At 62.8% G+C, this 24,654-nt stretch carries 28 protein-coding genes and 1 tRNA gene; 18 read left to right on the forward strand and 11 right to left on the reverse strand.

All coding sequences use genetic code 11. The features are described from left to right. Positions 1–2 precede the first annotated feature (2 nt). From EO99_RS0112910 to pncB, 3 genes are all read left to right on the forward strand, one after another. On the forward strand, positions 3–953 hold the full coding sequence (locus tag EO99_RS0112910; protein WP_029619058.1) for a 2-hydroxyacid dehydrogenase: 951 nt from the start codon (positions 3–5) through the stop codon (positions 951–953). Positions 954–1,032: 79 nt separating this feature from the next. Further along, positions 1,033–1,350 carry a flagellar basal body-associated FliL family protein gene (locus tag EO99_RS25700; RefSeq protein ID WP_408002869.1) on the forward strand — a complete coding sequence of 106 codons (318 nt, stop codon included), beginning with the start codon at positions 1,033–1,035 and terminating at the stop codon, positions 1,348–1,350. A 167-nt stretch (positions 1,351–1,517) separates the two neighbouring features. Continuing rightward, positions 1,518–2,822: a nicotinate phosphoribosyltransferase gene (pncB, locus tag EO99_RS0112920; protein WP_029619060.1), complete on the forward strand. Its 1,305-nt coding sequence runs from the start codon at positions 1,518–1,520 to the stop codon at positions 2,820–2,822. Between the two features lie 67 nt (positions 2,823–2,889). Here the strand turns inward: pncB and EO99_RS0112925 are convergent, their stop codons facing one another. The 5 genes from EO99_RS0112925 to EO99_RS0112945 all read right to left on the reverse strand — a co-directional run bounded on the left by EO99_RS0112925 (position 2,890) and on the right by EO99_RS0112945 (position 6,033). Continuing rightward, positions 2,890–3,288: a DUF1236 domain-containing protein gene (locus EO99_RS0112925; protein ID WP_029619061.1), complete on the reverse strand. Its 399-nt coding sequence runs from the start codon at positions 3,286–3,288 to the stop codon at positions 2,890–2,892. 152 nt (positions 3,289–3,440) lie between these two features. After that, complete coding sequence (locus EO99_RS27820; protein ID WP_162179306.1) at positions 3,441–3,602, reverse strand: hypothetical protein; 162 nt, start codon at positions 3,600–3,602, stop codon at positions 3,441–3,443. A gap of 82 nt (positions 3,603–3,684) precedes the next feature. Then, on the reverse strand, positions 3,685–4,617 hold the full coding sequence (locus EO99_RS0112935) for a GDP-L-fucose synthase family protein (RefSeq protein WP_029619062.1): 933 nt from the start codon (positions 4,615–4,617) through the stop codon (positions 3,685–3,687). A 3-nt stretch (positions 4,618–4,620) separates the two neighbouring features. After that, a complete protein-coding gene (gene gmd / locus EO99_RS0112940) occupies positions 4,621–5,703 on the reverse strand; it encodes a GDP-mannose 4,6-dehydratase (RefSeq protein ID WP_029619063.1) in 1,083 nt (360 codons plus the stop codon). Positions 5,704–5,943: 240 nt separating this feature from the next. Continuing rightward, positions 5,944–6,033 (reverse strand) — tRNA-Ser (locus EO99_RS0112945). Positions 6,034–6,292: 259 nt separating this feature from the next. On the opposite strand from EO99_RS0112945, the gene EO99_RS0112950 reads away from it, so the two are divergent. From EO99_RS0112950 to deoA, 10 genes are all read left to right on the forward strand, one after another. Further along, positions 6,293–6,559 (forward strand): hypothetical protein, encoded by a 267-nt coding sequence (locus EO99_RS0112950; protein ID WP_051679835.1) that lies wholly within the window; start codon positions 6,293–6,295, stop codon positions 6,557–6,559. Positions 6,560–6,634: 75 nt separating this feature from the next. Continuing rightward, the gene (gene msrA, locus EO99_RS0112955; RefSeq protein WP_029619065.1) at positions 6,635–7,285 is read left to right on the forward strand and encodes a peptide-methionine (S)-S-oxide reductase MsrA; all 651 of its coding nucleotides are present in this window, start codon (positions 6,635–6,637) and stop codon (positions 7,283–7,285) included. Positions 7,286–7,526: 241 nt separating this feature from the next. Next, positions 7,527–8,519 (forward strand): BMP family lipoprotein, encoded by a 993-nt coding sequence (locus tag EO99_RS0112960; protein WP_029619066.1) that lies wholly within the window; start codon positions 7,527–7,529, stop codon positions 8,517–8,519. A 65-nt stretch (positions 8,520–8,584) separates the two neighbouring features. After that, complete coding sequence (locus EO99_RS0112965; RefSeq protein WP_029619067.1) at positions 8,585–10,108, forward strand: ABC transporter ATP-binding protein; 1,524 nt, start codon at positions 8,585–8,587, stop codon at positions 10,106–10,108. Between the two features lie 7 nt (positions 10,109–10,115). After that, a complete protein-coding gene (locus EO99_RS0112970; protein ID WP_029619068.1) occupies positions 10,116–11,219 on the forward strand; it encodes an ABC transporter permease in 1,104 nt (367 codons plus the stop codon). A gap of 10 nt (positions 11,220–11,229) precedes the next feature. Further along, positions 11,230–12,201: an ABC transporter permease gene (locus tag EO99_RS0112975; RefSeq protein WP_029619069.1), complete on the forward strand. Its 972-nt coding sequence runs from the start codon at positions 11,230–11,232 to the stop codon at positions 12,199–12,201. Between the two features lie 3 nt (positions 12,202–12,204). After that, complete coding sequence (locus EO99_RS0112980; protein ID WP_029619070.1) at positions 12,205–12,597, forward strand: cytidine deaminase; 393 nt, start codon at positions 12,205–12,207, stop codon at positions 12,595–12,597. Then, positions 12,594–13,415: a purine-nucleoside phosphorylase gene (locus EO99_RS0112985; protein WP_029619071.1), complete on the forward strand. Its 822-nt coding sequence runs from the start codon at positions 12,594–12,596 to the stop codon at positions 13,413–13,415. The genes EO99_RS0112980 and EO99_RS0112985 overlap by 4 nt, the downstream gene beginning before the upstream one ends. Before the next feature lie 66 nt (positions 13,416–13,481). Then, positions 13,482–14,252, forward strand: coding sequence for a deoxyribose-phosphate aldolase (gene deoC, locus EO99_RS0112990; protein WP_029619072.1), 771 nt, complete (start codon positions 13,482–13,484; stop codon positions 14,250–14,252). Between the two features lie 7 nt (positions 14,253–14,259). After that, entirely contained in the window at positions 14,260–15,570 is a 1,311-nt protein-coding gene (gene deoA, locus EO99_RS0112995; protein ID WP_029619073.1) for a thymidine phosphorylase, read from the forward strand. Between the two features lie 28 nt (positions 15,571–15,598). Here the strand turns inward: deoA and upp are convergent, their stop codons facing one another. The 6 genes from upp to EO99_RS0113025 form a co-directional block, all read right to left on the reverse strand. After that, positions 15,599–16,228: a uracil phosphoribosyltransferase gene (gene upp / locus EO99_RS0113000; RefSeq protein ID WP_029619074.1), complete on the reverse strand. Its 630-nt coding sequence runs from the start codon at positions 16,226–16,228 to the stop codon at positions 15,599–15,601. Between the two features lie 69 nt (positions 16,229–16,297). Continuing rightward, the gene (locus EO99_RS0113005) at positions 16,298–17,293 is read right to left on the reverse strand and encodes an adenosine deaminase (RefSeq protein WP_408002870.1); all 996 of its coding nucleotides are present in this window, start codon (positions 17,291–17,293) and stop codon (positions 16,298–16,300) included. Between the two features lie 11 nt (positions 17,294–17,304). Then, positions 17,305–18,525, reverse strand: coding sequence for a phosphopentomutase (locus EO99_RS0113010; protein ID WP_029619076.1), 1,221 nt, complete (start codon positions 18,523–18,525; stop codon positions 17,305–17,307). A gap of 103 nt (positions 18,526–18,628) precedes the next feature. Further along, positions 18,629–19,216, reverse strand: a complete 588-nt coding sequence (locus EO99_RS0113015) for a TadE/TadG family type IV pilus assembly protein (RefSeq protein ID WP_029619077.1) — start codon at positions 19,214–19,216, stop codon at positions 18,629–18,631. Then, a complete protein-coding gene (locus EO99_RS0113020) occupies positions 19,216–19,815 on the reverse strand; it encodes a TadE/TadG family type IV pilus assembly protein (RefSeq protein ID WP_029619078.1) in 600 nt (199 codons plus the stop codon). The genes EO99_RS0113015 and EO99_RS0113020 overlap by 1 nt, the downstream gene beginning before the upstream one ends. A 105-nt stretch (positions 19,816–19,920) precedes the next feature. After that, positions 19,921–20,337, reverse strand: a complete 417-nt coding sequence (locus tag EO99_RS0113025) for a pilus assembly protein N-terminal domain-containing protein (RefSeq protein ID WP_029619079.1) — start codon at positions 20,335–20,337, stop codon at positions 19,921–19,923. A gap of 345 nt (positions 20,338–20,682) precedes the next feature. On the opposite strand from EO99_RS0113025, the gene EO99_RS0113030 reads away from it, so the two are divergent. The 5 genes from EO99_RS0113030 (at position 20,683) to EO99_RS0113050 (ending at position 24,648) form a co-directional block, all read left to right on the forward strand. Beyond that, complete coding sequence (locus tag EO99_RS0113030) at positions 20,683–20,880, forward strand: Flp family type IVb pilin (RefSeq protein WP_029619080.1); 198 nt, start codon at positions 20,683–20,685, stop codon at positions 20,878–20,880. A gap of 109 nt (positions 20,881–20,989) precedes the next feature. Then, a complete protein-coding gene (locus tag EO99_RS0113035; RefSeq protein WP_328286602.1) occupies positions 20,990–21,481 on the forward strand; it encodes an A24 family peptidase in 492 nt (163 codons plus the stop codon). Positions 21,482–21,589: 108 nt separating this feature from the next. Then, complete coding sequence (gene cpaB / locus EO99_RS0113040) at positions 21,590–22,390, forward strand: Flp pilus assembly protein CpaB (RefSeq protein ID WP_029619082.1); 801 nt, start codon at positions 21,590–21,592, stop codon at positions 22,388–22,390. A 12-nt stretch (positions 22,391–22,402) separates the two neighbouring features. After that, entirely contained in the window at positions 22,403–23,893 is a 1,491-nt protein-coding gene (locus tag EO99_RS0113045) for a type II and III secretion system protein family protein (RefSeq protein WP_029619083.1), read from the forward strand. Beyond that, positions 23,890–24,648, forward strand: a complete 759-nt coding sequence (locus tag EO99_RS0113050; RefSeq protein WP_081852046.1) for a CpaD family pilus assembly protein — start codon at positions 23,890–23,892, stop codon at positions 24,646–24,648. Before EO99_RS0113045 ends, EO99_RS0113050 begins: the two co-directional genes overlap by 4 nt. The last annotated feature ends 6 nt before the right edge of the window (positions 24,649–24,654 follow it).

Consider the following 24,654-nt stretch of genomic DNA (forward strand, 5'->3'; position numbering starts at 1 on the left):
GGATGTCTGCCAAACGCGCCGTCGTCATCGATCTGAAGTTCGAGCGTCGCGAGATCGACGCGGCCCTCCGCAATGCCTTTCAGGGGCGCGACGTCCTGCGGGCATCCGACCGGGATCAGGATCTGTCCGCTGCCGGCTATGCGATCGTCTGGAAGCCGGACGCCGATCTGTTTCGGCGCGCGCCGAACCTGCAGGTGCTGTTTTCGGGCGGCGCCGGCGTCGATCACATCCTCGCCATGCCGGACCTGCCGGATCTTCCGATCGTGCGCTTCGTCGATGAGAGCCTCACGACCCGCATGAGCGAATGGGTCGTGCTGCAATGCCTCTCCCACCTGCGCCAGGCGCCACGATACCTGAAGCAGCAGCGCGAGCGGGTCTGGCGGGAATTGCCGCAGCCGGAAGCAAAGGATCTGACCGTCGGCGTCATGGGGCTTGGGGTGCTCGGTCAGGATTCCGCCATCAAGCTGAAGATGATGGGCTTTGACGTGGTTGGCTGGTCGCGTCGCAAGAAAGAGCTGCCGGGCATCGAGACTTTCGACGCGGACGGAATCGACGCCTTTCTGTCCCGCACCGATATTCTGGTCGGCTTGCTGCCGCTGACGCCGGAAACCCGGGGCCTCTTCAATGCGGCGCTTTTCTCGAAGCTTCGAAAGGGAGGGCGTTTGGGCGCTCCCGTCTTCATCAATGCCGGCCGCGGCGGCAGCCAGGTGGAGGCCGATGTGCTCGCGGCCCTGCAGGAGGGCACCCTTGGCGGCGCCTCGCTCGACGTCTTCGAAACCGAGCCGCTGGCTACAGACAGTCCCTTGTGGGCGATGGACAATGTCATCATTACGCCGCATGCCGCCTCCGCGTCGGATGCCGCAGCCCTCTTCCGCCATGCGGAGCGCCAGATCGATCGCATCGAGGCCGGCCAGCCGCTCGAGCATCTCGTCGATCGTGGAACTGGGTATTAAGGGAAAGCGGAACCTCGCGGCGCGCCAATCGTTGCCTATCCAACACCGTGGCCGAATGCCGCCGCGGAAAGGAGCGATGATGAACACCCCGAATGACCCAAATACCCCCCGTACCGGAACCGGACAGCCACGTCCCGTCGGCTCGCCTCCCGAACAGCCGATGAGCGGCACCGAAGCCAGGCAGGGCCGTGGCGGTTCCACCGTGCTGAAGGTGCTGATTGCCGGCCTGGTTCTGGCCATGATCGCCTGGGGCGCCGTCGAGATCTTCGGTGAAGCCACGGATGCGCCAGCCGAGCAGACCGCAACGCCGCCGACCGGCGATACCACGCCTGCCGCTCAGGAGGCCCAGCCGACGGCCGATCCCGCCACCGCACCGGCACCCGCGCCCGCCAACTGATCCCCACGAGGTGATCCTCCTCGGCCGCGGCATGCCGCGGCCGTTTGGCGTGTGGACTTCCAGGGTATTTTTCCATAAGTCTTGCCTCCGGATGGCGGTGGGTCGTCGCCTTCGGGCAGATCTGACCAGACACAGTTGGCCTCTCGATAGGCCGGGGCAGGGCAGGCATGACCAAGACCGATATCGCAAGCAGGGTCTACAATCACACCTGGAAGCTCGATCCGATCATCCGCAGCCTGATCGATACGGATTTCTACAAGCTGCTGATGTTGCAGATGATCTGGAAGCTCTATCCGAATGTCGATGCAACCTTCTCGCTGATCAACCGGACCACGAAAGTTCGCCTCGCCGACGAGATCGACGAGCACGAACTGCGCGAGCAACTGGACCATGCGCGCAGCCTTCACCTTTCCAAGAAGGAGTTGATCTGGCTTGCCGGCAACACCTTCTATGGCCGCAAGCAGATTTTCGAGCCCGAGTTCCTCAACTGGCTCGCGACCTATCAGCTGCCGGAATACGAGCTGTCGAAGCGCGACGGGCAGTACGAGCTGACGTTCCATGGCCGCTGGATGGAAACCACCATGTGGGAGATCCCGGCGCTTGCCATCATCAACGAGCTGCGCTCGCGGGCCGCCATGCGGCACATGGGGCCGTTCACGCTGGATGTGCTCTATGCGCGCGCAAAGGCGAAGATGTGGGAGAAGGTCGAGCGGCTGCGCGTGCTTCCGGGCCTGCGGATCTCCGATTTCGGCACCCGCCGGCGCCACAGCTTCCTGTGGCAGCGCTGGTGCGTCGAGGCTCTGAAGGAGGGCATCGGCCCGGCCTTTACCGGCACCAGCAACGTCCTGCTCGCCATGGATTCCGATCTCGAGGCCGTCGGTACCAATGCGCACGAGCTGCCCATGGTGGTTGCGGCGCTGGCAAATTCCGACGACGAGCTGCGCGCTGCCCCCTACCAGGTTCTCAAGGACTGGAACCGGCTCTACGGCGGCAATCTCCTGATCGTCCTGCCGGATGCCTATGGCACGAGCGCCTTCCTGCGCGATGCGCCGGAGTGGGTGGCGGATTGGACCGGCTTCCGCCCCGACAGTGCGCCGCCGATCGAAGGCGGTGAGAAGATCATCGACTGGTGGCGGAAGATGGGCCGGGATCCGAAGGACAAGTTGCTGATCTTTTCCGACGGACTGGATGTCGATGCGATCGTGGATACCTATCGCCATTTCGAGGGTCGCGTGCGCATGGGCTTCGGCTGGGGCACGAATCTGACCAATGACTTCGCCGGCTGCGCACCCCAGCACGTCGAAAGCCTGAAGCCGATTTCGCTCGTGTGCAAGGTGAGCGAGGCGAACGGTCGTCCGGCGGTGAAGCTGTCGGACAATCCACGCAAGGCGACGGGCGAACCCGCTGAGGTGGAGCGCTACCTGCGCTTCTTCGGGGAGCAGGATCGCGTCGATCAGGCGGTTTACGTCTAAAGGTCTCAGAAAAAGGGCCCCGCAAAAGCGGAGCCCTTCGGTCGTTCTATCCTGAGCCGATCTAGGCTTACTGGATGATCTGGACGACGGTGCCCGTCTGCGGGTCGACGATCACGCGCTGCTCGTTTACCACCGCGTAGGAATAGTTGCTGTGGTCCGGTACGGGCGTCAGCACGACCGTCTCAGGAATTGGCTGGCCGACCTCGATCTGGCGTTCGACAACGACAGTCGTGGCAGGAGCCGGCTGCGCCTGAACATAGGTGACGACTTCCGGCGGCGGCGGATCAATGGCCGTGCCGAGCGCTGCACCGGCAATGCCGCCGACGGCTGCGCCGATCGGACCGCCGACGATGGCGCCGGTCACAGCGCCCCCGGCTGCGCCGCTCATGGTTCCCTCTTGGGCGACGGCTGCGGTGGCGAAAGAAGCTGCGACGAGTGCGCAGGAAGCGAGAATGACGTTTTTCATTGTGGTGTCTCCGTTTCTTTGCCCTTCTGGGCATGAGAATGCGTCAGGAGACACCTGGTTCCGGAGGATCGGTAACCCTTGATGAACGCATGTCATCTGCGGAGAGCACAGAGGCTACTACCGGTATCCGGTCGTCCGGACTGCCGTAAGGGTCAGTGTACGGTTTCGAAGGCGATCTCGTCGCGCAGGATGCTGAGCGTTTCCTCCAGCGACTGGACCAGGATGTCCGTCAACGGATCCGCGTCATTCTGCTCGAGGAACAGGGCAAGCGTCTGTTCCGAGATCAATTCGGACTGTTCAACGTCGTGGGTCACAATCATTGTTCTCCTTCGTAGCCGACCAACCGGCATGGAAGGAATGGGCGATGAGGCTTGTGCGGGCCTAACGGCGTTGCCGTCAGGCGCTGAAGCGCTCCTTGAAATCCGCATAGGCCCTGGCAATGCCATCGCGCAGACCGGTGCTGGCGGACCAGCCGAGCGTCTTCATCTTGTCGACATCGAGCAGCTTGCGCGGCGTTCCGTCCGGCTTGGCGCTGTCGTAGACGATTGTGCCGTCGAAGCCGACCACGTCCATCACCGTCTCGGCGAGCTCGCAGATCGTCACGTCCTCGCCGGTGCCGATGTTGAAGAGGCCGTCGCTGATGCCGTTCTCCATCAGGAAGACGCAGGCCTCGGCCATGTCGTCGACGTAGAGGAACTCGCGCATCGGCTTGCCCGATCCCCAGACCACAAGCTCCCGGTCACCCCTCAGCTTCGCCTCATGCGTCTTGCGGATCAGCGCCGGCAGGACGTGGCTGTTGGCGAGGTCGTAGCTGTCGTTGGGGCCGTAGAGATTGGTCGGCATCGCCGAGACATACTGGGTGCCGTACTGCCGGTTGTAGCTCTCGCAGAGCTTGACGCCGGCGATCTTGGCGATCGCATAGGGCTCGTTGGTCTGCTCCAGCGGCCCCGTCAGCAGATAGTCCTCGCGGATCGGCTGCGGGCAGTCGCGCGGATAGATGCAGCTGGAGCCGAGGAACAGCATGCGGTTGACGCCCGCCTGCCAGGCGGCATGTACCACATTCGTCTCGATCATCAGGTTCTGGTAGAGGAATTCGGCTCTCAGCGTATTGTTGGCATGAATGCCGCCCACCTTGGCGGCTGCCATGAAGATGTAGTCCGGCTTTTCCTGGCCCAGAAAATCCATCACCGCCTGCTGGCTGACGAGGTCGACCTCGGCATGCGTCCGTGTCACCACGTTGGTGTAGCCGAGGCTGGAAAGCTTGCGGACGATGGCCGAGCCGACCATGCCCCTGTGCCCGGCAACGTAGATCTTTGCGTCTCTGTCCATGACCTACTCGTGATAATCGTAAGCGGAAAAACCGTGGCGCTTGACCAGTTCGTCGCGCTCGGCCGCCTTCAGGTCCTCGCGCATCATCTCCGAGACAAGCTCCTGGAAGGTGATCTTCGGGGTCCAGCCGAGCTTTTCCCTGGCCTTCGTCGGGTCACCCAGCAGCGTCTCGACTTCCGTCGGGCGGAAGTAGCGCGGATCGACCGCGACGATGCAGCGGCCCTTGTCGTCGTAGCCCTTCTCGTCGGCGCCCGAACCCTTCCACTCGATCTTCATGTCGATTTCTGCAGCACCTGCATTGACGAAGTCGCGCACGCTGTACTGCACGCCGGTGGCGATGACGAAGTCGTCCGCCACCTCCTGCTGCAGCATCAGCCACTGCATCTCGACATAATCCTTGGCGTGGCCCCAGTCGCGGAGCGCATCCATGTTGCCGAGGTAGAGGCAGTCCTGCAGGCCGAGCTTGATGCGCGCCAGCGCGCGGGTGATCTTGCGCGTCACGAAGGTCTCGCCGCGCACCGGGCTCTCGTGGTTGAAGAGGATGCCGTTGCAGGCATACATGCCGTAGGCTTCGCGGTAGTTGACGGTGATCCAGTAGGCGTAAAGCTTGGCCACCGCATAGGGCGAGCGCGGATAGAAGGGCGTCGTCTCGCGCTGCGGGATCTCCTGAACGAGACCGTAGAGTTCCGAGGTGCTGGCCTGGTAGAACTTCGACTTCTTCTCCAGCCCGAGGATGCGGATGGCTTCCAGGATGCGCAGCGCGCCGAGAGCGTCGGAGTTTGCCGTATACTCCGGCTCCTCGAACGACACCGCCACGTGCGACTGGGCCGCCAGGTTGTAGATCTCGTCCGGCTGGACCTGCTGGATGATGCGGATGAGGCTCGACGAATCGGTCATGTCGCCGTAGTGCAGCACCAGCTTGCGGTTCTTCTCGTGCGGATCCTGGTACAGGTGGTCGATGCGGTCGGTATTGAAGAGCGAGGTGCGGCGCTTGATACCGTGCACCTCATATCCCTTGGCGAGCAGAAGTTCCGCAAGATAGGAACCGTCCTGGCCCGTAATGCCGGTGATCAACGCAACTTTCATGTTTCCATCGCCTTTTCGGGGTCTATACTTGAGGCCGAAGTACTGCGTAGCAAAAATGTTTTTGGTCCGGAAGTGCAATGCAGCAAAATAAGCGCCATCATACTCGCAAAGCCACGACCGGCCCCGGTTTGTAGCGGGCGCGCCCGTTTTTCGAGATGGAGTCCGCAGTAAATCGCCGAGCCGACGCCGAAAGATGTCGTCGCGATACAGAACGATCCATAATCTTGATGATGGTGGGGATGGCGGACAGAGAGGGATTCGAACCCTCGATACGCTTTCACGTATACACGCGTTCCAGGCGTGCGCCTTCAACCACTCGGCCACCTGTCCTTGAAGAGGAAGGGCTGCCTGCACATTGGCAAAGCAGCGGTCGGGCGGGATATATACCGATGAATTCCTGCGGATCAACCGGAATTTACGGGAAAATGCATCGGTGTCCGATCAATCGCACGATTGCGCCTCTTAGGCGCCCGCGCTATCGCTGATCAAAGGGGTGCAGCGCACGCTATCCCTGAAGCGGAAGGAGGCAGAGGCCTTGGTAAGGACCGTCTTTCATTTTCTGAGCCTCGTCGCCTTGGTGGCTGCAATCATGGCAGGTACGCTGGACGCCATCGAGTCCGTGTCCTCGTCTGCCGTGGTCATGACTTCACTCGGAAACCACTGGCAGAACCTCGACGTCGTCAGCCTGACACTGGCAGAGGAGGCCTTCGCCTCCTATATCAGTGCCGATGCATGGCGCTGGGCCGTGGCGCCGGTTCTGGCGCAGCCGGCCTTTGGCGTGTTCCTCGTGATTGCCCTGTTGTTCTGGATGATCGGCTACCGACGTCCACGATTCGCGGGTCGCTTCTCGGCCTGACGGCTCTTGAAGCAATTGTGACGGACCGTCATGCCGCCGGCAGGCAGTGCAAGTTCCGACCCCAAGGAGGCGATGATGTTCGTGATCGACATGTTCAACAAGAAGACGGCAATGCCGACGCCGGACAATGCGCTGCCGGGCCGCAGCGATCCGCTCCCGACGGCGCAGACGCATTTCGTCAACGGCCGACCGTTGAAGGGTCCCTATCCGGAAGGACTGGAGATCGCCTATCTCGGCATGGGCTGCTTCTGGGGCGCCGAACGCCTGTTCTGGACCATCCCGGGCGTCTACGTCACGGCTGTCGGCTATGCCGGCGGCATCACGCCCAATCCGACCTATAACGAGACCACCACGGGCCTCACCGGCCATGCGGAGATCGTCAAGGTGGTCTTCGATCCCTCGGTGGTCTCCTATCGCGATCTGCTGAAGGTGTTCTTCGAAGAGCACGATCCGACGCAGGGCATGCGCCAGGGTAACGACATCGGCACCACCTACCGATCGGCCGTCTATACGACGACCGACGAGCAGGCTGTCGAGGCAGGGCAGGCGGCGGAAGCCTTTCAGGGCGCCTTGGACGCCGCCGGCAAGAAGGTCAGGATCACCACCGAGTTCGCTCCTCTGGACGTCTTCTATTATGCCGAGGATTATCATCAGCAGTATCTCGCCAAGAACCCCGGTGGCTATTGCGGCCTGAAGGGCACCGGCGTGGCCTGCCCGGTCGGCTGACAGACAACGGCAGCCAGTTGTTCATGCCGCGGATTTCATCGGTCCGCGGCATGTTTTTGTGCAGTTGCACGACGTGCTCCGGATTTTTACCAGATGAAAAAAATCGGGTGAATTTTTCCATGGCCCATGCAAAAGTGCGGGCAGCCGGTCTCTCGTGGGGAGGACTGGTGGCCGCAGACGCGCCTGGTACCAGGGATGCGGGAGACCCAGCTATCAACTTACAAAAAAACAGGGCTGAACGATGAAAAGAACCCTTCTGACTCTCATGGCGATGGCCGCAATGTCGGCGACTGCGCTGGCAGCCGAGATCAAGCCCGCATTGGTCTACGGAACGGGCGGCAAGTTCGACAAATCCTTCAACGAGGCTGCCCATGCCGGCGCCGAACAGTTCAAGGCGGAGGCGGGGGTCGAATACCGGGATTTCGAGCCGACCAGCGATACGCAGGGCGAGCAGGCGATCCGCAATTTCGCAAGCCGCGGCTATAACCCCGTGGTCGCCGTCTCCTTCGCCTGGACATCGGCGATGGAAAAGGTCGCGGCCGAGTTCCCCGACACCAAGTTCGTGATCGTCGACGCCGTTGTCGACCTGCCGAACGTGCGCTCCGTCGTCTACAACGAGGAACAGGGCTCCTACCTCGTTGGCCTTCTCGCAGGCATGGCGTCCGAGACCGGCAAGGTCGGTTTCGTCGGCGGCATGGATATTCCGCTGATCCGCAAGTTTGGCTGCGGCTATGTCCAGGGCGTCAAGGCGGCCAATCCGGATGCGCAGGTCTTCCAGAACATGGTCGGCACCACGGGTGCGGCCTGGAACGATCCGGTGCGTGCCGGTGAACTCACCAAGAACCAGATCGACCAGGGTGCGGATGTAGTCTACGCGGCAGCCGGCGCAAGCGGCCTCGGTGTCCTGCAGACGGCAGCCGACAACGACAAGCTCGGCATCGGCGTCGATTCCAACCAGAACCACCTGCATCCGGGCAAGGTGCTGACCTCGATGGTCAAGCGCGTCGACCTCGCGGTCTACAACGCCTTCAAGGATACTCAGGGCGATGCCTTCACGGCCGGCGTTCAGGCTCTTGGCGTCGAACAGGATGGCGTCACCTATGCGGTCGACGACAACAACAAGGACCTGATCACGCCGGAAATGACGGCTGCCGTCGAAAAGGCGAAGGCCGACATCGTTGCCGGAACCGTCAAGGTCCATGACTACATGTCGGACAATTCCTGCCCGAACTAACACCTGCGGGCGCATGTGACACATCACATGCGCCCTTTTCATGCCCGGATGCGAAAGGCGGACGCTTGAGCCTCGACCCTTCAACAGTGCCTGCCATCGAGCTTGTCGGCATCGACAAGAAGTTCGGACCGGTGCACGCCAACAAGAACATCAACCTGACGGTCGCCAAGGGAACCATCCACGGCATCATCGGCGAAAACGGTGCCGGCAAGTCGACGCTGATGTCGATCCTCTACGGCTTCTATCAGGCCGATCAGGGACAGATCCACATCCACGGCAAGCAGACCGTTATCCGCGACAGCCAGGCCGCGATTTCCCTGGGCATCGGCATGGTGCATCAGCACTTCATGCTCGTGGAAAACTTCACGGTTCTCGAGAACATCATCCTGGGTGTCGAGGGCGGCATGCTGCTGGGCCGCGATACGGACCGTGCGCGTGCAAAACTCCAGCAGTTGCAGAAGGATTACGGCCTCGACGTCGATCTCGACGCCATCATCGAGGAACTGCCGGTCGGCCGGCAACAGCGCGTGGAGATTCTGAAAGCGCTCTACCGCGGCGCCGACATCCTGATTCTCGACGAGCCGACCGGCGTCCTGACGCCGGCCGAGGCCGACCACCTCTTCGAGGTTCTTCGGGTCCTGCGCGAGCAGGGCAAGACGATCATCCTCATCACCCACAAGCTGCGCGAGATCATGGCGATCACCGATGAGGTCTCCGTCATGCGCCGCGGCGAGATGGTGGCGACACGGACGACGGCAGAGACGACGGTGGAGGAACTGGCCGAGTTGATGGTGGGCCGCCGCGTGCTCCTGCATGTGGACAAGGACGCGGCCCGACCAGGCCCGGTGCTGCTGTCGGTGAAGAACCTCACCGTCAAGGACGGTCGCGGCGTCACCATGGTGGACAATGTTTCTTTCGACGTGCGCGCCGGCGAGATCGTCGGGATTGCCGGTGTCGCCGGCAATGGCCAGTCGGAGCTGCTGGAAGCCATCGCAGGCATCCGCAAGCCGTCATCCGGCGAGATCCTCATCGACGGCCAGCCGGTCGCCGGTCTCGATGCCGCCCGTCGGCGCGATCTCGGTCTTGCCCATATTCCCGAAGACCGCCACCACATGGGCTTGGTCCTGAAATTCGAGGAGTACGAAAATGCCATCCTCGGCTATCACCGTGACGAAAAATACGGCCGTGGCGGTTTTCTCGACCTGGAGGCGATCCGCAAGGATGCCGAGGAGAAGATCGCGAAATACGACATTCGCCCGCCGAACCCACGGCTGAAGACGGCGAATTTTTCCGGCGGCAATCAGCAGAAGATCGTCGTCGCCCGCGAGATCGAGCGTGACCCGAAGCTCCTGATCGTCGGCCAGCCGACCCGCGGCGTCGACGTCGGCGCCATCGAATTCATCCACCGCCGGATCATCGAAACCCGGGACGCCGGCAAGGCGGTCCTGCTCGTCTCCGTCGAGCTGGACGAGATCCGCTCCCTGTCGGATCGCATCCTGGTGATGTTTGCCGGCCGGATCGTCGGCGAGAAGACCAGCGACGCTGGCGAACAGACCCTTGGCCTGATGATGGCCGGTATCGCGGCGTGAGGCGCTTATGACAACTGCATCCGTGCCTCTTCCCAACTGGATCAGCTATGGCCTGATCCCGGTGATGAACCTCATGCTGGCCTTCTTTCTGTCAGGCCTCGTGGTCTGGTCGATCGGGGAAAGCCCCTGGGAGGCTTTGAAGTTCCTGATCCAGGGCTCGCTTGGACGCGGAGACGCTATCGGCTTCACGCTGTTCTACACGACGAGCTTCATCTTCACCGGCCTGTCGGTCGCCGTCGCCTTCCATGCCGGGCTCTTCAACATCGGCTCGGAAGGTCAGGCCTATGTCGGTGGACTGGGTGCTGCACTGGCGGCACTCGCGCTCGACCGCTATGTCCCCTGGTACGTGACGATGCCTTTCGCGATTGCCGGCGCGGCCATCTTCGGCGCCGCCTGGGCCCTGATTCCCGCCTGGCTGCAGGCCAGGCGGGGCAGCCATATCGTCATCACGACGATCATGTTCAATTTCATCGCCGCGGCGCTGATGGTCTACCTGCTGGTCAATGTCCTGATCGTACCGGGGAAAATGGCGCCGGAGACACGCACGTTTCTGGAGGGCGGGCAGCTGCCGAAGCTGGACTGGCTGATGGCGTTGTTCGGCCTGGATCTTGGCCCTGCACCCTTCAACGTGTCCTTCCTGATCGCGCTGGTGATGTGCTACCTCGTCTGGCTGCTGATCTGGCGCACGAAGTTCGGCTATGAGATGCGAACCCTCGGCATCAGCCCCTCGGCCGCCATCTATGCCGGCGTGCCCTATGTCCGCACCGTGATCATCGCCATGCTGATCTCGGGCGCTCTCGCCGGCATGATGGCGCTGAATGCCGTCAACGGCGCGGCGGCAAGACTCCAGGTGGAATTCGTCGCCGGCGCCGGTTTCGTCGGCATCGCGGTCTCGCTGATGGGGCGAAGCCACCCGGTGGGCATCATCCTTGCCGCGCTGCTGTTCGGCATCCTCTATCAGGGAGGGGCCGACCTCTCCTTCGAGATGCCGACCATCACCCGCGACATGATCGTCGTGATCCAGGGTCTGGTGATCCTCTTTGCGGGCGCCCTGGAACACATGCTGCGGCCGGCCGTCGTGCGCATCTACCAGCAATTCGCCAAGGCTTGAGGAGAGACGGATGGAGTTCTTCGATATCGTCGTCAGCATCCTCGGATCGACCGTCCGGCTGTCGATCCCCCTGCTGTTCACGGCGCTCGCCGGCCTGTTCTCCGAGCGCGCCGGGATCTTCGACATCGGGCTCGAGGGCAAGATGCTGGCCGCGGCCTTCGCCTCTGCCGTCGCGGCCTATCTGACCGGATCGCCGTGGCTTGGCCTGCTGGCCGGCATCGGTGTCTCCATCATGTTCTCGCTGGTGCATGGTTTTGCCTCCATCACCAATCGCGGCAACCAGATCGTCTCGGGCGTCGCCCTGAACTTCGTGGCGATCGGCCTGACGGTCGTCCTCGGCCAGGCGTGGTTCGGCCAGGGCGGGCGCACGCCGCAGTTGCCGGGCGACGCCCGTTTTTCGCCGATCATCCTGCCGGGCGCAGATGCCGTGCGCGATGTGCCGATCCTGGGCCCGCTCTACGCCAACGTCATTTCCGGCAACAACATCCTCACCTACATGGCTTTCGTGGCGGTGCCGATCGCCTGGTGGGTGCTGTTTCGCACCCGTTTCGGACTGAGGCTGCGGGCTGTGGGCGAAAACCCGGGTGCCGTCGATACCGCCGGCATTTCTGTCTCCTGGATGCGATACCGGGCCGTCATCGTCGCAGGGTTCCTCTGCGGTTTTTCCGGCACCTATCTGGCGATCGCGCAGTCGGCTGCCTTCATCAACAACATGTCGGCCGGCAAGGGCTATATCGCGCTGGCGGCGCTGATCTTCGCCAAGTGGAAGCCGGTTCCGGTCATGTTCGCCTGCCTGCTGTTCGGCTTCCTCGATGCGGTAGCCAATTTCATGCAGGGCAAGTCGGTGCCGCTGATCGGCGAGGTGCCGGTCCAGATCTTCCAGGCGCTGCCCTATATCCTGACCTGCATCCTGCTGGCCGGCTTCATCGGCGTCGCCCGCGCGCCCAAGGCCGGCGGTGCCCCCTATGTGAAGGAGCGATAAACGATGTCGCACGACCTCTTCGAAGCGGCCCGCGCCGCCATGTCGAAATCCTACGCTCCTTACTCGAAGTTTCCGGTAGGAGCCGCCATCCGTGCCGACGACGGGAAAATCCACGTCGGCGCCAATATCGAGAACATCTCCTTTCCCCAGGGCTGGTGCGCCGAACCGAGCGCCATCAGCGCGATGATCATGGCCGGCGGGCGGCGCATCGAGGAGATCGCCGTGATTGCCGAGAAGCTGCCGCTCTGCACGCCCTGCGGCGGCTGTCGTCAGAAGATCGCCGAGTTCGCCTCGGCCGAGACCCGGATCTACCTTTGCGACGACCTGGGCGTCCAGAAGACGGTCACCATGGGGGAGCTTCTGCCCTATGCGTTCGAGACGGATCTGCTGCGATGAGGGATGTCGCGGACCTGCTCATCGATCGGCTGCATGGGATGATGCCGAGATCGGCCCTCGTTCTCGGTTCGGGACTTGGTTCTCTTGTGGAGGAGATCGCGGATCCGATCCGCATCCCCTACAGCGAACTGCCGGGCTTTCCGGTCAGCGGCGTGACCGGACATGCGGGCGAACTGGTTGCCGGCCATCTCGGCCGTGAGCCGGTGATCATGCTGTCCGGCCGGGCCCATTACTACGAGAAGGGCGATGCCCGGGCGATGCGCTTCCCGATCGAGGTGCTGAAGGGCCTGGGCGTCCAGTCGCTGATCCTGACCAATGCCGCCGGTTCGCTGCGCCAGGACATGCCGCCCGGTTCGGTGATGCAGATCACCGATCACATCAACTATTCGGGCATGAACCCGCTGATCGGCGAAGAAGGCGACGGGCGCTTCGTCGGCATGACCGCTGCCTATGATGCCGATCTGGCAGTAGGCATGCGCAACGCGGCAATCCGCTGCGGCATTCCCCTTTTCTCCGGCGTCTACATGTGGTTTTCCGGTCCGAGTTTCGAAACTCCTGCGGAAATCCGCATGGCGCGGACTTTGGGCGCCGATGCCGTCGGCATGTCGACCGTTCCGGAAGTCATCCTCGCCCGCTATTACGGTTTGCGTGTCGCTGCGGCCTCCGTCATTACCAATTACGGGGCGGGAATGACCGGCAGCGAGCTGAGTCACGAGGAAACCAAGGACATGGCACCGGTCGGCGGCAAGCGGCTGGCAGCCATTCTTCGGGACATGCTGTCGGAGCACTCCCCGGCAAGCGGGGACGCCCGGTCTTGATTTGCGCCTTGCGTCGGCTCATTTGAAGACCGACTATAAGGTCATCCAACGAGGAGGTACCAGGCCATGGAGATCAACACTCCGCGGGAGGCGGCAAGCCTCGCGCTTTCCCTGCTCGACCTCACCAACCTGCGCGACGACTGCGACGCAGCCGCAATCGAGGTCCTTTGCCGCAGAGCCCGCACGCCGCATGGATCCGTAGCCGCCATCTGCATCTGGTCGCGCTTCGTCGCCCATGCCCGCAGCATCCTCGGCGCGGGCAGCACTGTGCGCATCGCAACCGTCGTCAATTTCCCGTCTGGCGACCTGCCGGTCCCGACCGTGGTCGAGGAGACTCGGCGCGCTGTCGTGGACGGTGCGGACGAGATCGATCTGGTGATCCCCTACAAGGCATTGCTGGATGGCGACGAATCAGCGGTGACGGACATGGTCGCGGCCGTGCGTGAAGCCTGCCCGCAGTCCTGCCTGAAGGTCATCATCGAGGCCGGCGAACTCAAGGACAGCAGCCTCATCCGCCGCGCTTCGGAACTGGCGATCGATGCGGGTGCCGATTTCATCAAGACCTCGACGGGCAAGGTTGCCGTCAACGCCACGCTGGAGGCCGCCGACATCATGCTGCGGACCATCCGCGATTCGAAAAAGCGGATCGGCTTCAAGCCCGCCGGCGGCATCGGCACGGTTGCCGACGCCGATCTCTACCTGCGGCTCGCGGAAACCATCATGGGTCCGAACTGGGTCATGCCGTCGACCTTCCGCTTCGGCGCGTCGAGCCTGCTCGACGACATCACGGCGGTCCTGAGTGGCCAGCCGTCGTCGCTGGCCGCATCTGGCTATTGAGCCGATCATGATCCCGCAGGAGATCATCAGGCGCAAACGGGATGGTCAGACCCTTTCCGGTGAGGAGATCGCGGCCTTCATCAATGGTTTGACCCGGGGGGACGTCACCGAGGGTCAGGCTGCGGCCTTTGCCATGGCCGTCTTCTTCCGCGGCATGTCGCGCGATGAAACCGTCGCCCTGACACTTGCGATGCGCGACAGCGGCGACGTCATGACATGGGCGGATATCGGCCGCCCGGTCGCCGACAAGCATTCCACCGGCGGCGTTGGCGACAATGTTTCTCTGGTGCTCGCGCCGCTCGTCGCCGCTTGCGGGTTGGCGGTGCCGATGATCTCCGGACGAGGCCTCGGCCATACCGGCGGCACGCTCGACAAGCTGCAATCCATTCCCGGCTACAACGTTGCTCCGGACCTCGCCCTGTTGCAGCGGGTGGTGTCGGAGGCGGGCTGTGCCATCGTCGGCCAGACCGGCGATCTGGCGCCGGCGGACCGGCGGCTCTATGCCATCCGGGACGTGACGGCCACCGTCGAATCCGTACCGATGATCACGGCCTCGATCCTGTCGAAGAAGCTCGCCGCGGGTCTGGAGACGCTGGTCCTCGACGTCAAGGTCGGCAATGGCGCCTTCATGGAAAGCCTGGAGGAAGCGGAGGCTCTGGCCCGCTCCCTTGTCGAGGTGGCGAATGGGGCAGGTACCCGCACCACCGCATTGCTGACCGACATGAACCAGCCGCTGGCGGATGCGGCCGGCAATGCGCTGGAGGTTCGCCACGCCATCGACCTTCTCTCGGGCCGCAAGAACGGCACCCGCGCCCATGAGCTGGTGCTTGCGCTTGCCGCGGAAATGCTGGTGCAGGCCGGAGTTGCCACGAACCTCGCGGAGGCGCGGCAGCAGGCGGAACGGGCGCTTGAAGGCGGCGAGGCGCTCGGTGTCTTCGCCCGCATGGTGCATCTCCTCGGCGGCCCTGCGGATCTCGTGGAACGGCCGGACCACTATCTTCCGGAAGCGGCGGCGGTCGTTCCTGTTGTGGCGCAGGAGAGCGGCTGGCTGTCGGCCTGTGCCACCCGCGACCTTGGTCTGGCCGTGATCGAACTGGGCGGCGGGCGCAAGCGGCCACAGGACGACATCGATCACGCGGTCGGCGTGGCCGACATTCTGCCGCTCGGCAGCCAGGTGTTCCGGGGCGATCCCATTGCCTTCGTGCATGCGGCAGACCGAGCCGAGGGCGAGCGGATGGCCGAGGCCGTTCGACGTTGCTTTGCAATGTCCGAGGAGGCCCCCGCGGTGACACCGGTCGTCATCGAGCGGATCACCTGATCATGGCGTCAACCTACGGTGAGGCGACCTACTTGGTGCCGTACATGCGGTCGCCGGCATCACCGAGGCCGGGCATGATATAGCCCTTCTCGTTGAGATGGCTGTCGATCGAGGCGGTGAAGATAGGCACGTCCGGATGCGCCTTGCGAAAATTTGCGATGCCCTCCGGGGCTGCCAGCAGGCACAGGAAGCGGAGATTGTAGGCGCCGCGCTCCTTGAGCTTGTCGATGGCGGCGATCGAGGAATTGCCGGTCGCCAGCATCGGATCGACGACGATGATCAGGCGGGCGGCGATGTCTTCGGGCGCCTTGAAGTAATATTCGACCGGCTGCAGCGTCTCGTGGTCGCGGTAGACGCCGATATGCGAGACGCGCGCCGACGGCACGAGCTCCAGCATGCCTTCGAGCAGTCCGTTTCCGGCTCGCAGGATGGAGGCGAAGACCAGCTTCTTGCCTTCCAGCACCGGCGATTCCATCTGCTGCATTGGCGTTTCGATGGTTTCCATCGTCATCTCGAGATCGCGGGTGACCTCGTAGCAGAGCAGGGTGGAAATCTCCCGCAGCAGGCGCCGGAAGCCTGCCGTCGACGTTTCCTTCTTGCGCATGATCGTCAGCTTGTGCTGCACCAGCGGATGATTGATGACCGTTACACCGTCCATCGGAAACCTGCCTTCCCCTGTTCGTTCATTTGTTCTCTTCTTCATCGAATGGCGAGAAACCGCAAGCCCTCAGGCGCGGTTTACCTCGGCTGAAGAACCGGCAGAGCCATGGTCAAGTCGCGCGAGCAGGTTGCTGCGGGTGTCTTCGTCGACGAACGCGGCCTCGATTGCCGTCCGCGTCATGCCGTTGATCTCCGCATCCGAAAACCCCATCACCTCGGCAGCGATCCGGTACTCGCGCTCCAGCGAAGTGTGGAAGAATGGCGGATCGTCGGAGTTGAGGCAGACGCGGACGCCGGCCTCCTTCAACTGGCGCAGCGGGTGGTGCTGGAAATCCGGATAGACCTGCAGCGCGACGTTGGAGCCGGGGCAGACCTCCAGAACCGTCCCCAGATCGGCAAGCCGGGCCACCAGATCCATGTCCTCGATGGCCCGGACGCCATGCCCTATTCGCGAGGGGCGCACGAGGTCCAGCGCATCCGTCACGCTGAAAGGGCCGCAGACCTCACCGGCGTGGATTGTCAGCCCGAGGCCCGCATCGCGGGCGATATCGAAGGCCCGGGCGTAGTCGGCGACGCGACCCATCCGCTCTTCGCCCGCCATATTGAAGCCTGTCACCAGAGGATTGCTGCTGCGTGCGGCGTAGTTCGCCGCCGCGATCACGCTGTCCGGCCCGAAATGCCGTTCGCCGGTGACGATGATGCGCGCTTCAATGCCGGTCTTGTCCCGGGCGTTGCGGATGCCTTCGGAAATTCCCGACAGATAGGCATCGGCGCCAAGCCCGATCCTGTCGCCATGGTCCGGCGAGACGATGATCTCGCTGTAGATCGTGTTCGCGGCCGCAAGCTCGGTGAGATAGGTCTCCGTCAGCAGCGCATAATCGGCGTCCGTCCGGAACAAGGCGGCCACGCGGTCGTAGCAGACAAGAAACTCGGAGAAATCGCTCCAGAGGTAGCGGCCGTCGGAGAGGAACGTGCTGGCGTCCACGCCATATTTCCGGGCCTGTTGCAGCGCTAGGGCGGGCGGCGCCGCCCCCTCGATATGGCAGTGGATCTCGGCTTTCATGAAAGTCGTCGTCAAAGAAAACTCCATCCGTGCGAACCGGCGGGAAGCGTCAGATGCGCTGCTATGGTTTCGCCGATGTCTGCGAAGGTGGGCCGCAGCCCGATGTCGCGGGAGCGGATGCCGGGGCCGAACGCCATGATCGGGACCCGCTCCCGGGTGTGATCCGTTCCTCGCCAGGTTGGGTCGCAGCCGTGGTCGGCGGTCAGCACGACGAGGTCGCCCGGTTTCAGCCGGCGGTGGATTTCCGGCAGCATGAGGTCGAAGGCCTCCAGTGCCGCGGCATATCCCGGCACGTCGCGGCGATGGCCGTAGAGCTGGTCGAAATCCACGAAGTTGGTGAAGACGAGATCGCCGTCCGCGGCAAGGTCCATAGCCTCCAGCGTTGCGGCCATCAGAGCGGCATTGCCGTTTGCCTTGACGACACGGGAGATGCCCTGATGGGCAAAGATGTCGCCGATCTTGCCGATCGCATGCACGGTGCGCCCGGCATCCACTGCGCGGTTCAGGAGCGTCGGCTCCGGTGGCGGAATGGAGAAATCGCGGCGATTGCCGGTCCGCTCGAACTCTGCGGCCGTCTCGCCGATGAAAGGTCGCGCGATGACGCGGCCGATGTTGAGCGGATCGACCAGCCGCCGCACCGTCCGACAAAGGTCGATCAGGCGCTCCAGTCCGAAGTGGACCTCGTGGGCGGCGATCTGCAAGACGGAATCGCTGGATGTGTAGCAGATCGGCTTGCCCGTCCGGATATGCTCTTCGCCGAGTTGCGCGATGATGTCGGTCCCGGAGGCGTGGCAGTTGCCGAGGATGCCGGGGACATCTCCCTCGCTGCAGATCGCTTCCACCAGCTCCGGCGGGAAGGCGTCGGTCTTGTCCGGAAAATAGCCCCAGTCGAACATCACCGGAGTGCCGGCGATCTCCCAATGTCCGGACGGGGTATCCTTGCCACGCGAGACCTCGTTGGCGGCTCCATGCAGACCGAAAATCCGGTCCGGGCGGTGCATGCCGGCGGGGTAGTCGCCGCTGGCAAGTCTGGCGATCTCCAGAAGGCCGAGAGAGGACATGTTGGGAAGCTTGAGCGGGCCTTCCCGCAGCCCGGCGCGATCGGCAATGCCTGCGGCACAGAATTCCGCGATATGGCCAAGCGTGTTGGAACCCAGGTCATCATAGGCGTCCGCATCGCGGGCACCGCCGACGCCGAAGGAATCAAGAACGAACAGGAAGGCTCGCGCCATGTATCACCCGAATGACTGAAGATGTCGCGGCAGCCTCGAGGGCCGGCGCTCAGGTTCATATAGCTTCAGTCAAATTTTAGCAAAGGGCCCGGAGGCCTGCTTCTCAGCAGTCGGTGCAGGCGATGGCCTTGCCGGACCGGGAGCGGTAGTAATAGTCCCTGCTGATGGTGATGCTGCGCATCTCGCTTGGAATGAGCCCCGGCATGAACATCAGCAGCTGATGGGGCACCGAAACCTCCGCATGCACGATGAATGTGTTCGCCACCTTCATCTTGTCGGGAATGGTGATCGTGTTGCCGGTTGTGTGAGGCTTGCCGCCGGATTCATCCCAGGACCAGGCGACTTTCGGGTTGGCAGCAGCATCAAGGGCAATTCCGGTGATCTTGATCAGGGTCGTGGTGCCGCCGTAGGGGACGAATATGCTCTGCGCCACATGCTCCATGCTGTTGAGGAACGAGTCGCTGACGGACTCCTGTTGCTGCGTCACGAGATCGGCGATCGTTCCGGCGGCACGCGTCACCCGCTTGGAGATGCTGAGCCCGATCGTGAGTTCGAACACCGTGATGTAGATCATCAGCAGCAGCGGCGCGATCAGCGCGAACTCCACGGCTCCCACGCCGCGTCTGTCGCTCCAAAGGCGGCGGATCTGCATCAACAGGCCGCAGCCGCGCTGCATCCTCTCGTCCGCCATCAGTAGTCCTCGTTCTTGTAGGTGGCGGTGGCGACGATCAGGAATTCCTTGGGCAAGGAGCCATCGGCAGGCCGGATGTTCGAGATATACGGCCGGACCAGATCGGTGATGATCTCCCAGCGATAATAGGCCCGCAGCATGTTGATCGTGCCGGAGCCGCCAGGTTGGTAGGCATTGGTGGCAGCCAGTGCGCCGAAGGACGCACCACCCACGCGCGGGATGGCTGTCGGTATGTCCGCGTAGGTGGAGAAACTGCGAACATCGAGAATCAACCGGTCGCTGTCTCCTCCGTTGCACTGGATGAGGATCGAGATCTCGTCACAGAATTTCGCGCGAAAGTCGCTTTCCTTGGTGTCGTTCTTGATCTCGCCCGTGCGCATCTGCCGCGCCATCGTGTCGACGGCGTTTCCGATCAGCTGCTCCCCGGTATAGGCCACGAATGTCTCGATGATCGCAAAGACGATCAGGAAATAGGGAATGGCGAGCAGCGCGAACTCGATCGCAGCCGCACCATCGCGCGAGCGCAACAGCCGCCGGGCAGAGGAGGGCGTCCTCTGTTCATCGACCGGTTCGCTGGATCTGTCGCGGGTTCTTGGCATCAACCGTATCCAATCAATGGAGGCAGGCGAATGCTATGGCGGCTTTATTAGGATTCCGTTGCCGCAGGTGCTGCTATTTGAGCCAATACCGCCTGGAACAAGGCATCAGGGGTTGGTGGCGCCGGCAATATCCGAATGCTGCTCGCAATTGGGAGTGCAGGAAAGGATCACCCGGTCGGTCTGACGATAGACCCGGAGCGTATTGCCTTCGTCGATAGACACGAGGATGCGTTCGTCGGCAATTGCATTGCCGTCGCTGTCGAGCAGCACGAGATTGGTGGTCCCGAAGCTGCGGCCGGTCACGACGATGGTGGTCGGGTCGGCGACCGTCGCATCGGCAACGGTGGAATTGCCGACAATCACCTTGCTGACGGGCCGGTCGAGCCGCAATACCCGCGCATGGTTCATGAACACGCGCAGCACGTCGCCCTGCCGCAACTGTTCCTCCGCATGGGTTGCAGCGGCCCCGCCAAGAGCGATGCCCAGAGCAAGCGAGAGGCAGATGATCGGGCTTGGGGTCATGCCGGGTGGGCCTTCAACTCGAGACTATGCTTACCAATCCTTCCCGGAAAATGGTGAACGAAGGCTTAAGCCCGTCCCCAAAATCAGCCTCTTGTACTGCCGGAGAATTTCGTCACTCTGTAGAAATCCTGGAGAGACGGACTTCGCCTTTTATATTTGTCTTTTCTTATCAACAGGATGGCCTCTGATCATGACAGGAGCCATTGCTGTCGCACATTAACGGCTCGCTAACGATATCCTTTAAGCGGATGGCAATCGTCAGCCGGTAGGGTTTTGGCATCCGAACAACGGCGAAAAAGTTGTCGGGAATGCTGTCCAATCCAACTGTGCTTCAGGAGAAATTGCATGTCGAAGTTTTTTGCTCGCTTTATCAAGGATGAGTCCGGTGCGACTGCGATCGAATATGGCCTGATCGCCGCCCTCATTTCCGTCGCTCTGATTGCTGGCGCCTCCACGCTGGGCGACTCTCTGAACGAGACCTTCGGTGCCATTGCGGGTAAGATGGAAGCCTGCGTTGATGGTGCATCTGACACTTGTAAGTAACTTCCAATGAATGGGGCGTCCTGCATCGCGGCGCCCCTTCAACGATCTACACCGTTCACTTTTTCAGTTCATGAGAGGTCGGATGCCCGCAATAGGCGCAGCAATACTGATGATTGCTCCGGTGTGTCTGTTCATTGCGGCCATCAGCGATCTCTTCACGATGACGATCCCCAATCGTGTATCGATTTTCCTCTTGGCTTCCTTCGCTGTTCTGGCTCCGGTTTCGGGCCTTCCTTGGGCGGAAATCAGCATGAGCGTCGCAGCGGGGGCTCTCGTGCTCGCCGTCTGTTTCGGCTTCTTCTCCCTCAACATCATGGGGGGCGGTGACGTGAAGCTGCTGGCGGCTTCCGCTGTCTGGTTCGGGTTCAGCCCGGCGCTCGGCGCGTTCATCGTCGCGACTGCCCTCTGGGGCGGAGTTGTCACCCTTCTGGTCCTGGTGCTTCGCGCGCAGGCCAACCGCTTCGCCTTGATCGAGACGGTGGTGCCGGCCCAGATCCTGGCCACGAAGAAGATCCCCTACGGCGTGGCCATCGGGATCGCCGGCATCATGACCTTCTGGGACTCGCCGATCGCCCTGGCTGCCCTCAAGATGCTCGGCTGATAGCAAGGCTCTAAACTTCTTATTTACCACGCGTGTAATGGGAAAATTAACCCTAATTACACGATTGGCGACCATTCTTCCCGGGAAGTGAATCTCCAAGGAATGGTCATGAAACCCGCTCGTATCCTCATTCTAGCCGTGGCCGTCGTCGCCGCAGGCCTCGCCGGCCTGCTCGCGATGCGTCTTTCTGGCACGAGCGCGCCGCAGATTGCCGAAACCGTCATCAAGCAGCCCTCCATCAACGTGCTGGTCTCCGCCGCCAACCTGCCCGTCGGCACGCGCCTGGGTGAAGACTCGCTGCGCTGGCTGGCCTGGCCTGAAGACGGCGTTGTCGAAGGCTTCATCACCGAAGCGGCCCAGCCGCAGGCCATGTCCGAACTGAACGGCATGGTCGTCCGGCTCCCGGTGTTCGAAGGTGAGCCGATCCGCGGCGAGAAGATCGCCGACTCCTCCGACCGCATCATGTCCTCCCTGCTGCCTGCAGGTAAGCGGGCCGTTGCCATCGAGATCTCGGTTGCCACCGGTGCCGGCGGCTTCGTGCTGCCCAATGACCGGGTCGATGTCATCATGGTGCGTAACCAGGACGACCGTTTCCTGACCGAAAACGTCCTCTCCAACGTTCGGGTGCTGGCAATCGACCAGCAGATCCAGGAAAGCCCGGATGGCTCCAAGGCCGTGGTCGGCACCACGGCGACGCTGGAACTGACGCCGGATCAGGCCCAGGTCATGGCCGTCGCACAGCAGATGGCCGATCGCCTGACGCTTGCTCTCCGGTCGGTTGCCGACGCGCAGGAGGCTGACACGGTGGCGGCCGACTACCTGCTGAACGGTGGCACCAAGGCGGAGATTCAGGTCATCAAGTCAGGCTCCATCGTGAGCAGCCCGCAGACACAGATACAGCCGCAGTAACGGAGTGCAAACGTGAGCCAGTTCAGACGTAAAGCGAAGAGCTCCGTGGCGGCCGGTGTCGCATTCTGCCTTGCCCTTGCCGGCCAGCCGCACGTTCTGTTGCAGGGAGGGACAGCGTTTCCTCAGGCTGTAGCGCAGGAAAACAGCATTGTGCGTATCAACGACGCGGGCAGGGGCGTGCGCAAGCGGCTGAAGCTCGGCCTCAACAAGGCGCTGGTGGTCGATCTTCCCGCCGACGCGCACGACATTCTTGTCGCCGATCCCTCTATGGCCGATGCCGTGACCCGCACCTCGCGGCGGATCTATCTGTTCGGCAAGACGGTCGGCCAGACGAACATCTTCATTTTCGGTCGCAACGGCGAGGAGATCGTCGCCCTCGACATCGAGATCGAACGCGACATTTCGGGCCTGGAGCAGAACCTGCGTCGCTTCCTGCCGGACTCCAGCATCAAGGTCGAAATCATCTCCGACAATATCGTGCTGAGCGGCACGGTCAGGACACCCCAGGACGCGGCCCAGGCGACGAAGCTTGCAACCATCTTTCTGAAAGGTGGTGAAGCGACGACGCGCACCGAGGTGGCGACCAGCCAGAGCTCCGGCGACGGAGCCGTCGCCCTGTTTGCCGAAGGCCGTCAGCAGTCGCAGGTGGTCAACCTGCTGGCCATCGAAGGCGAGGATCAGGTGACCCTCAAGGTCACCGTCGCCGAAATCCGTCGCGAGGTCCTGAAGCAGCTCGGTTTCGACAACACCTTCAGCCGCCAGCCGTCGGGAACGTCATCCGGTCTCGACGTCCTGACGATTGGCGCCGGCAGCTCCGGCCTCACCGGCAACATTGCCGGAACGGTGGGCCGCATGGGCATCCAGACGGCGCTGAGTGCGTTGGAGCAGGCCAAGGCCATCCGAACCTTGGCCGAGCCGACGCTGACCGCCATTTCGGGCCAGTCCGCCACCTTCAACTCCGGTGGCGAGCGCCTCTATTCGACCACCAATTCCGATGGCGATACCGTCATCACATCCTATGACTACGGCATCTCGCTCGCCTTCACGCCGACGGTCCTGTCGTCGGGCCGGATCAGCCTGCGCATCAAGACCAGCGTGTCTGAGCCGGTCGTTAACAGCAGCGGTCCGGAGTTTCGGACCCGCGAGGCCGAAACGGTTCTGGAACTGCCGTCAGGTGGTTCGATGGCCCTTGCAGGGCTCATCCGTGACGACGTTCAGCAGGGCATGAGCGGAACCCCGGGCGCCTCCAAGCTGCCGCTGTTCGGCGCCCTGTTTCGCGCGAAGACATTCGAGCGGACGGAGACGGAGCTCGTCATCATCGCCACGCCCTATCTCGTTCGCCCGGTGGCCCGCAACGAGCTGTCGCGGCCGGACGACAACTTCAACCCGGCGAGCGACGTGGCAAGCGTCTTCCTCGGGCATGTGAACCGCATCTACGGACGCAAGGACGCGCCAGCTCCTGTCCTTCCCTACGAAGGCAATGTCGGGTTTATCTACAAATGAAGAGCGCGAAGCCGAACATCATTGTGCCCCGTAACGGCGCACCGGAACTCCGCCGGACGGCGGAAACCCAGCATCAGGCCTCTCGGATCAACAGGGCAGGCAGGATCTCTGCCACCGCCGTCTTTCTCGGAATTGCAACGCTGCTTGGCAGCTGCGCCAACCGCGACGCGACGACGACAGGCTCGCTGCCGGACGATTACCGTACCCGCCATCCGATCGTGATCGGCGAAGCCGAGAAGACGATCGATATCCCGATCGCCACCGGCGACCAGGGCCTGACGCGCGGCCAGAGCGAGGTGATCGCCGGCTTCGCGGCGGAATACATGCGCACCTCCAAGGGGATCATCCGGATCATCATACCGCAGGGCGCCATCAATTCCGGCGCTGCCGCGGCCGCGGCCAGCGACACGCGACGCCTGCTGGTGCGCATGGGCGTTCAGAAGAACCACATCCTCCAGAGCAGTTACGCCGCGGCGGACTATGGGCAGGCGGCGCCGATCCGGCTTGCCTATGTCGCCATCACCGCGCAGGCCGGCCCCTGCGGCGAATGGCCGGCGGACATCGCCCTGAACACCGTCGAGAACAGGAATTACTACAATTTCGGCTGCGCCAGCCAGAGCAACCTGGCAGCCCAGATCGCCAACCCGAACGATCTTCTCGGTCCGCGGCGGATGACGCCGGCAGACGTGCAGCAGCGCGCGACGGGGATCGACCGCTATCGCAGCGCCACGACAGAACTCAGGGACACGCCATGATGAAAT

Origin of the sequence: Pseudorhizobium marinum (genome assembly GCF_000705355.1) — a bacterium.
In the GTDB taxonomy this organism is placed as follows: Bacteria; Pseudomonadota; Alphaproteobacteria; order Rhizobiales; family Rhizobiaceae; genus Neorhizobium; species Neorhizobium pelagicum.

Excerpts from the sequence above, each read along its gene's own strand:
- EO99_RS0112980 (WP_029619070.1), top strand. The coding sequence starts at position 12,205 with ATGTCGCACGACCTCTTCGAAGCGGCCCGCGCCGCCATGTCGAAATCC.
- EO99_RS0112970 (WP_029619068.1), top strand. The coding sequence starts at position 10,116 with ATGACAACTGCATCCGTGCCTCTTCCCAACTGGATCAGCTATGGCCTG.
- gmd (WP_029619063.1), bottom strand. The coding sequence starts at position 5,703 with ATGAAAGTTGCGTTGATCACCGGCATTACGGGCCAGGACGGTTCCTAT.
- EO99_RS0112910 (WP_029619058.1), top strand. The coding sequence starts at position 3 with ATGTCTGCCAAACGCGCCGTCGTCATCGATCTGAAGTTCGAGCGTCGC.
- EO99_RS0113025 (WP_029619079.1), bottom strand. The coding sequence starts at position 20,337 with ATGACCCCAAGCCCGATCATCTGCCTCTCGCTTGCTCTGGGCATCGCT.
- EO99_RS0113015 (WP_029619077.1), bottom strand. The coding sequence starts at position 19,216 with ATGGCGGACGAGAGGATGCAGCGCGGCTGCGGCCTGTTGATGCAGATC.
- EO99_RS0113035 (WP_328286602.1), top strand. The coding sequence starts at position 20,990 with ATGATTGCTCCGGTGTGTCTGTTCATTGCGGCCATCAGCGATCTCTTC.
- EO99_RS0112925 (WP_029619061.1), bottom strand. The coding sequence starts at position 3,288 with ATGAAAAACGTCATTCTCGCTTCCTGCGCACTCGTCGCAGCTTCTTTC.
- EO99_RS0112935 (WP_029619062.1), bottom strand. The coding sequence starts at position 4,617 with ATGGACAGAGACGCAAAGATCTACGTTGCCGGGCACAGGGGCATGGTC.
- upp (WP_029619074.1), bottom strand. The coding sequence starts at position 16,228 with ATGGACGGTGTAACGGTCATCAATCATCCGCTGGTGCAGCACAAGCTG.
- EO99_RS25700 (WP_408002869.1), top strand. The coding sequence starts at position 1,033 with ATGAACACCCCGAATGACCCAAATACCCCCCGTACCGGAACCGGACAG.
- EO99_RS0113030 (WP_029619080.1), top strand. The coding sequence starts at position 20,683 with ATGTCGAAGTTTTTTGCTCGCTTTATCAAGGATGAGTCCGGTGCGACT.
- EO99_RS0113050 (WP_081852046.1), top strand. The coding sequence starts at position 23,890 with ATGAAGAGCGCGAAGCCGAACATCATTGTGCCCCGTAACGGCGCACCG.
- EO99_RS0112950 (WP_051679835.1), top strand. The coding sequence starts at position 6,293 with ATGGCAGGTACGCTGGACGCCATCGAGTCCGTGTCCTCGTCTGCCGTG.
- cpaB (WP_029619082.1), top strand. The coding sequence starts at position 21,590 with ATGAAACCCGCTCGTATCCTCATTCTAGCCGTGGCCGTCGTCGCCGCA.
- EO99_RS0113010 (WP_029619076.1), bottom strand. The coding sequence starts at position 18,525 with ATGGCGCGAGCCTTCCTGTTCGTTCTTGATTCCTTCGGCGTCGGCGGT.
- pncB (WP_029619060.1), top strand. The coding sequence starts at position 1,518 with ATGACCAAGACCGATATCGCAAGCAGGGTCTACAATCACACCTGGAAG.
- EO99_RS0112975 (WP_029619069.1), top strand. The coding sequence starts at position 11,230 with ATGGAGTTCTTCGATATCGTCGTCAGCATCCTCGGATCGACCGTCCGG.
- EO99_RS0112985 (WP_029619071.1), top strand. The coding sequence starts at position 12,594 with ATGAGGGATGTCGCGGACCTGCTCATCGATCGGCTGCATGGGATGATG.
- msrA (WP_029619065.1), top strand. The coding sequence starts at position 6,635 with ATGTTCGTGATCGACATGTTCAACAAGAAGACGGCAATGCCGACGCCG.
- EO99_RS0113020 (WP_029619078.1), bottom strand. The coding sequence starts at position 19,815 with ATGCCAAGAACCCGCGACAGATCCAGCGAACCGGTCGATGAACAGAGG.
- deoA (WP_029619073.1), top strand. The coding sequence starts at position 14,260 with ATGATCCCGCAGGAGATCATCAGGCGCAAACGGGATGGTCAGACCCTT.
- EO99_RS0112960 (WP_029619066.1), top strand. The coding sequence starts at position 7,527 with ATGAAAAGAACCCTTCTGACTCTCATGGCGATGGCCGCAATGTCGGCG.
- EO99_RS0113005 (WP_408002870.1), bottom strand. The coding sequence starts at position 17,293 with ATGAAAGCCGAGATCCACTGCCATATCGAGGGGGCGGCGCCGCCCGCC.
- deoC (WP_029619072.1), top strand. The coding sequence starts at position 13,482 with ATGGAGATCAACACTCCGCGGGAGGCGGCAAGCCTCGCGCTTTCCCTG.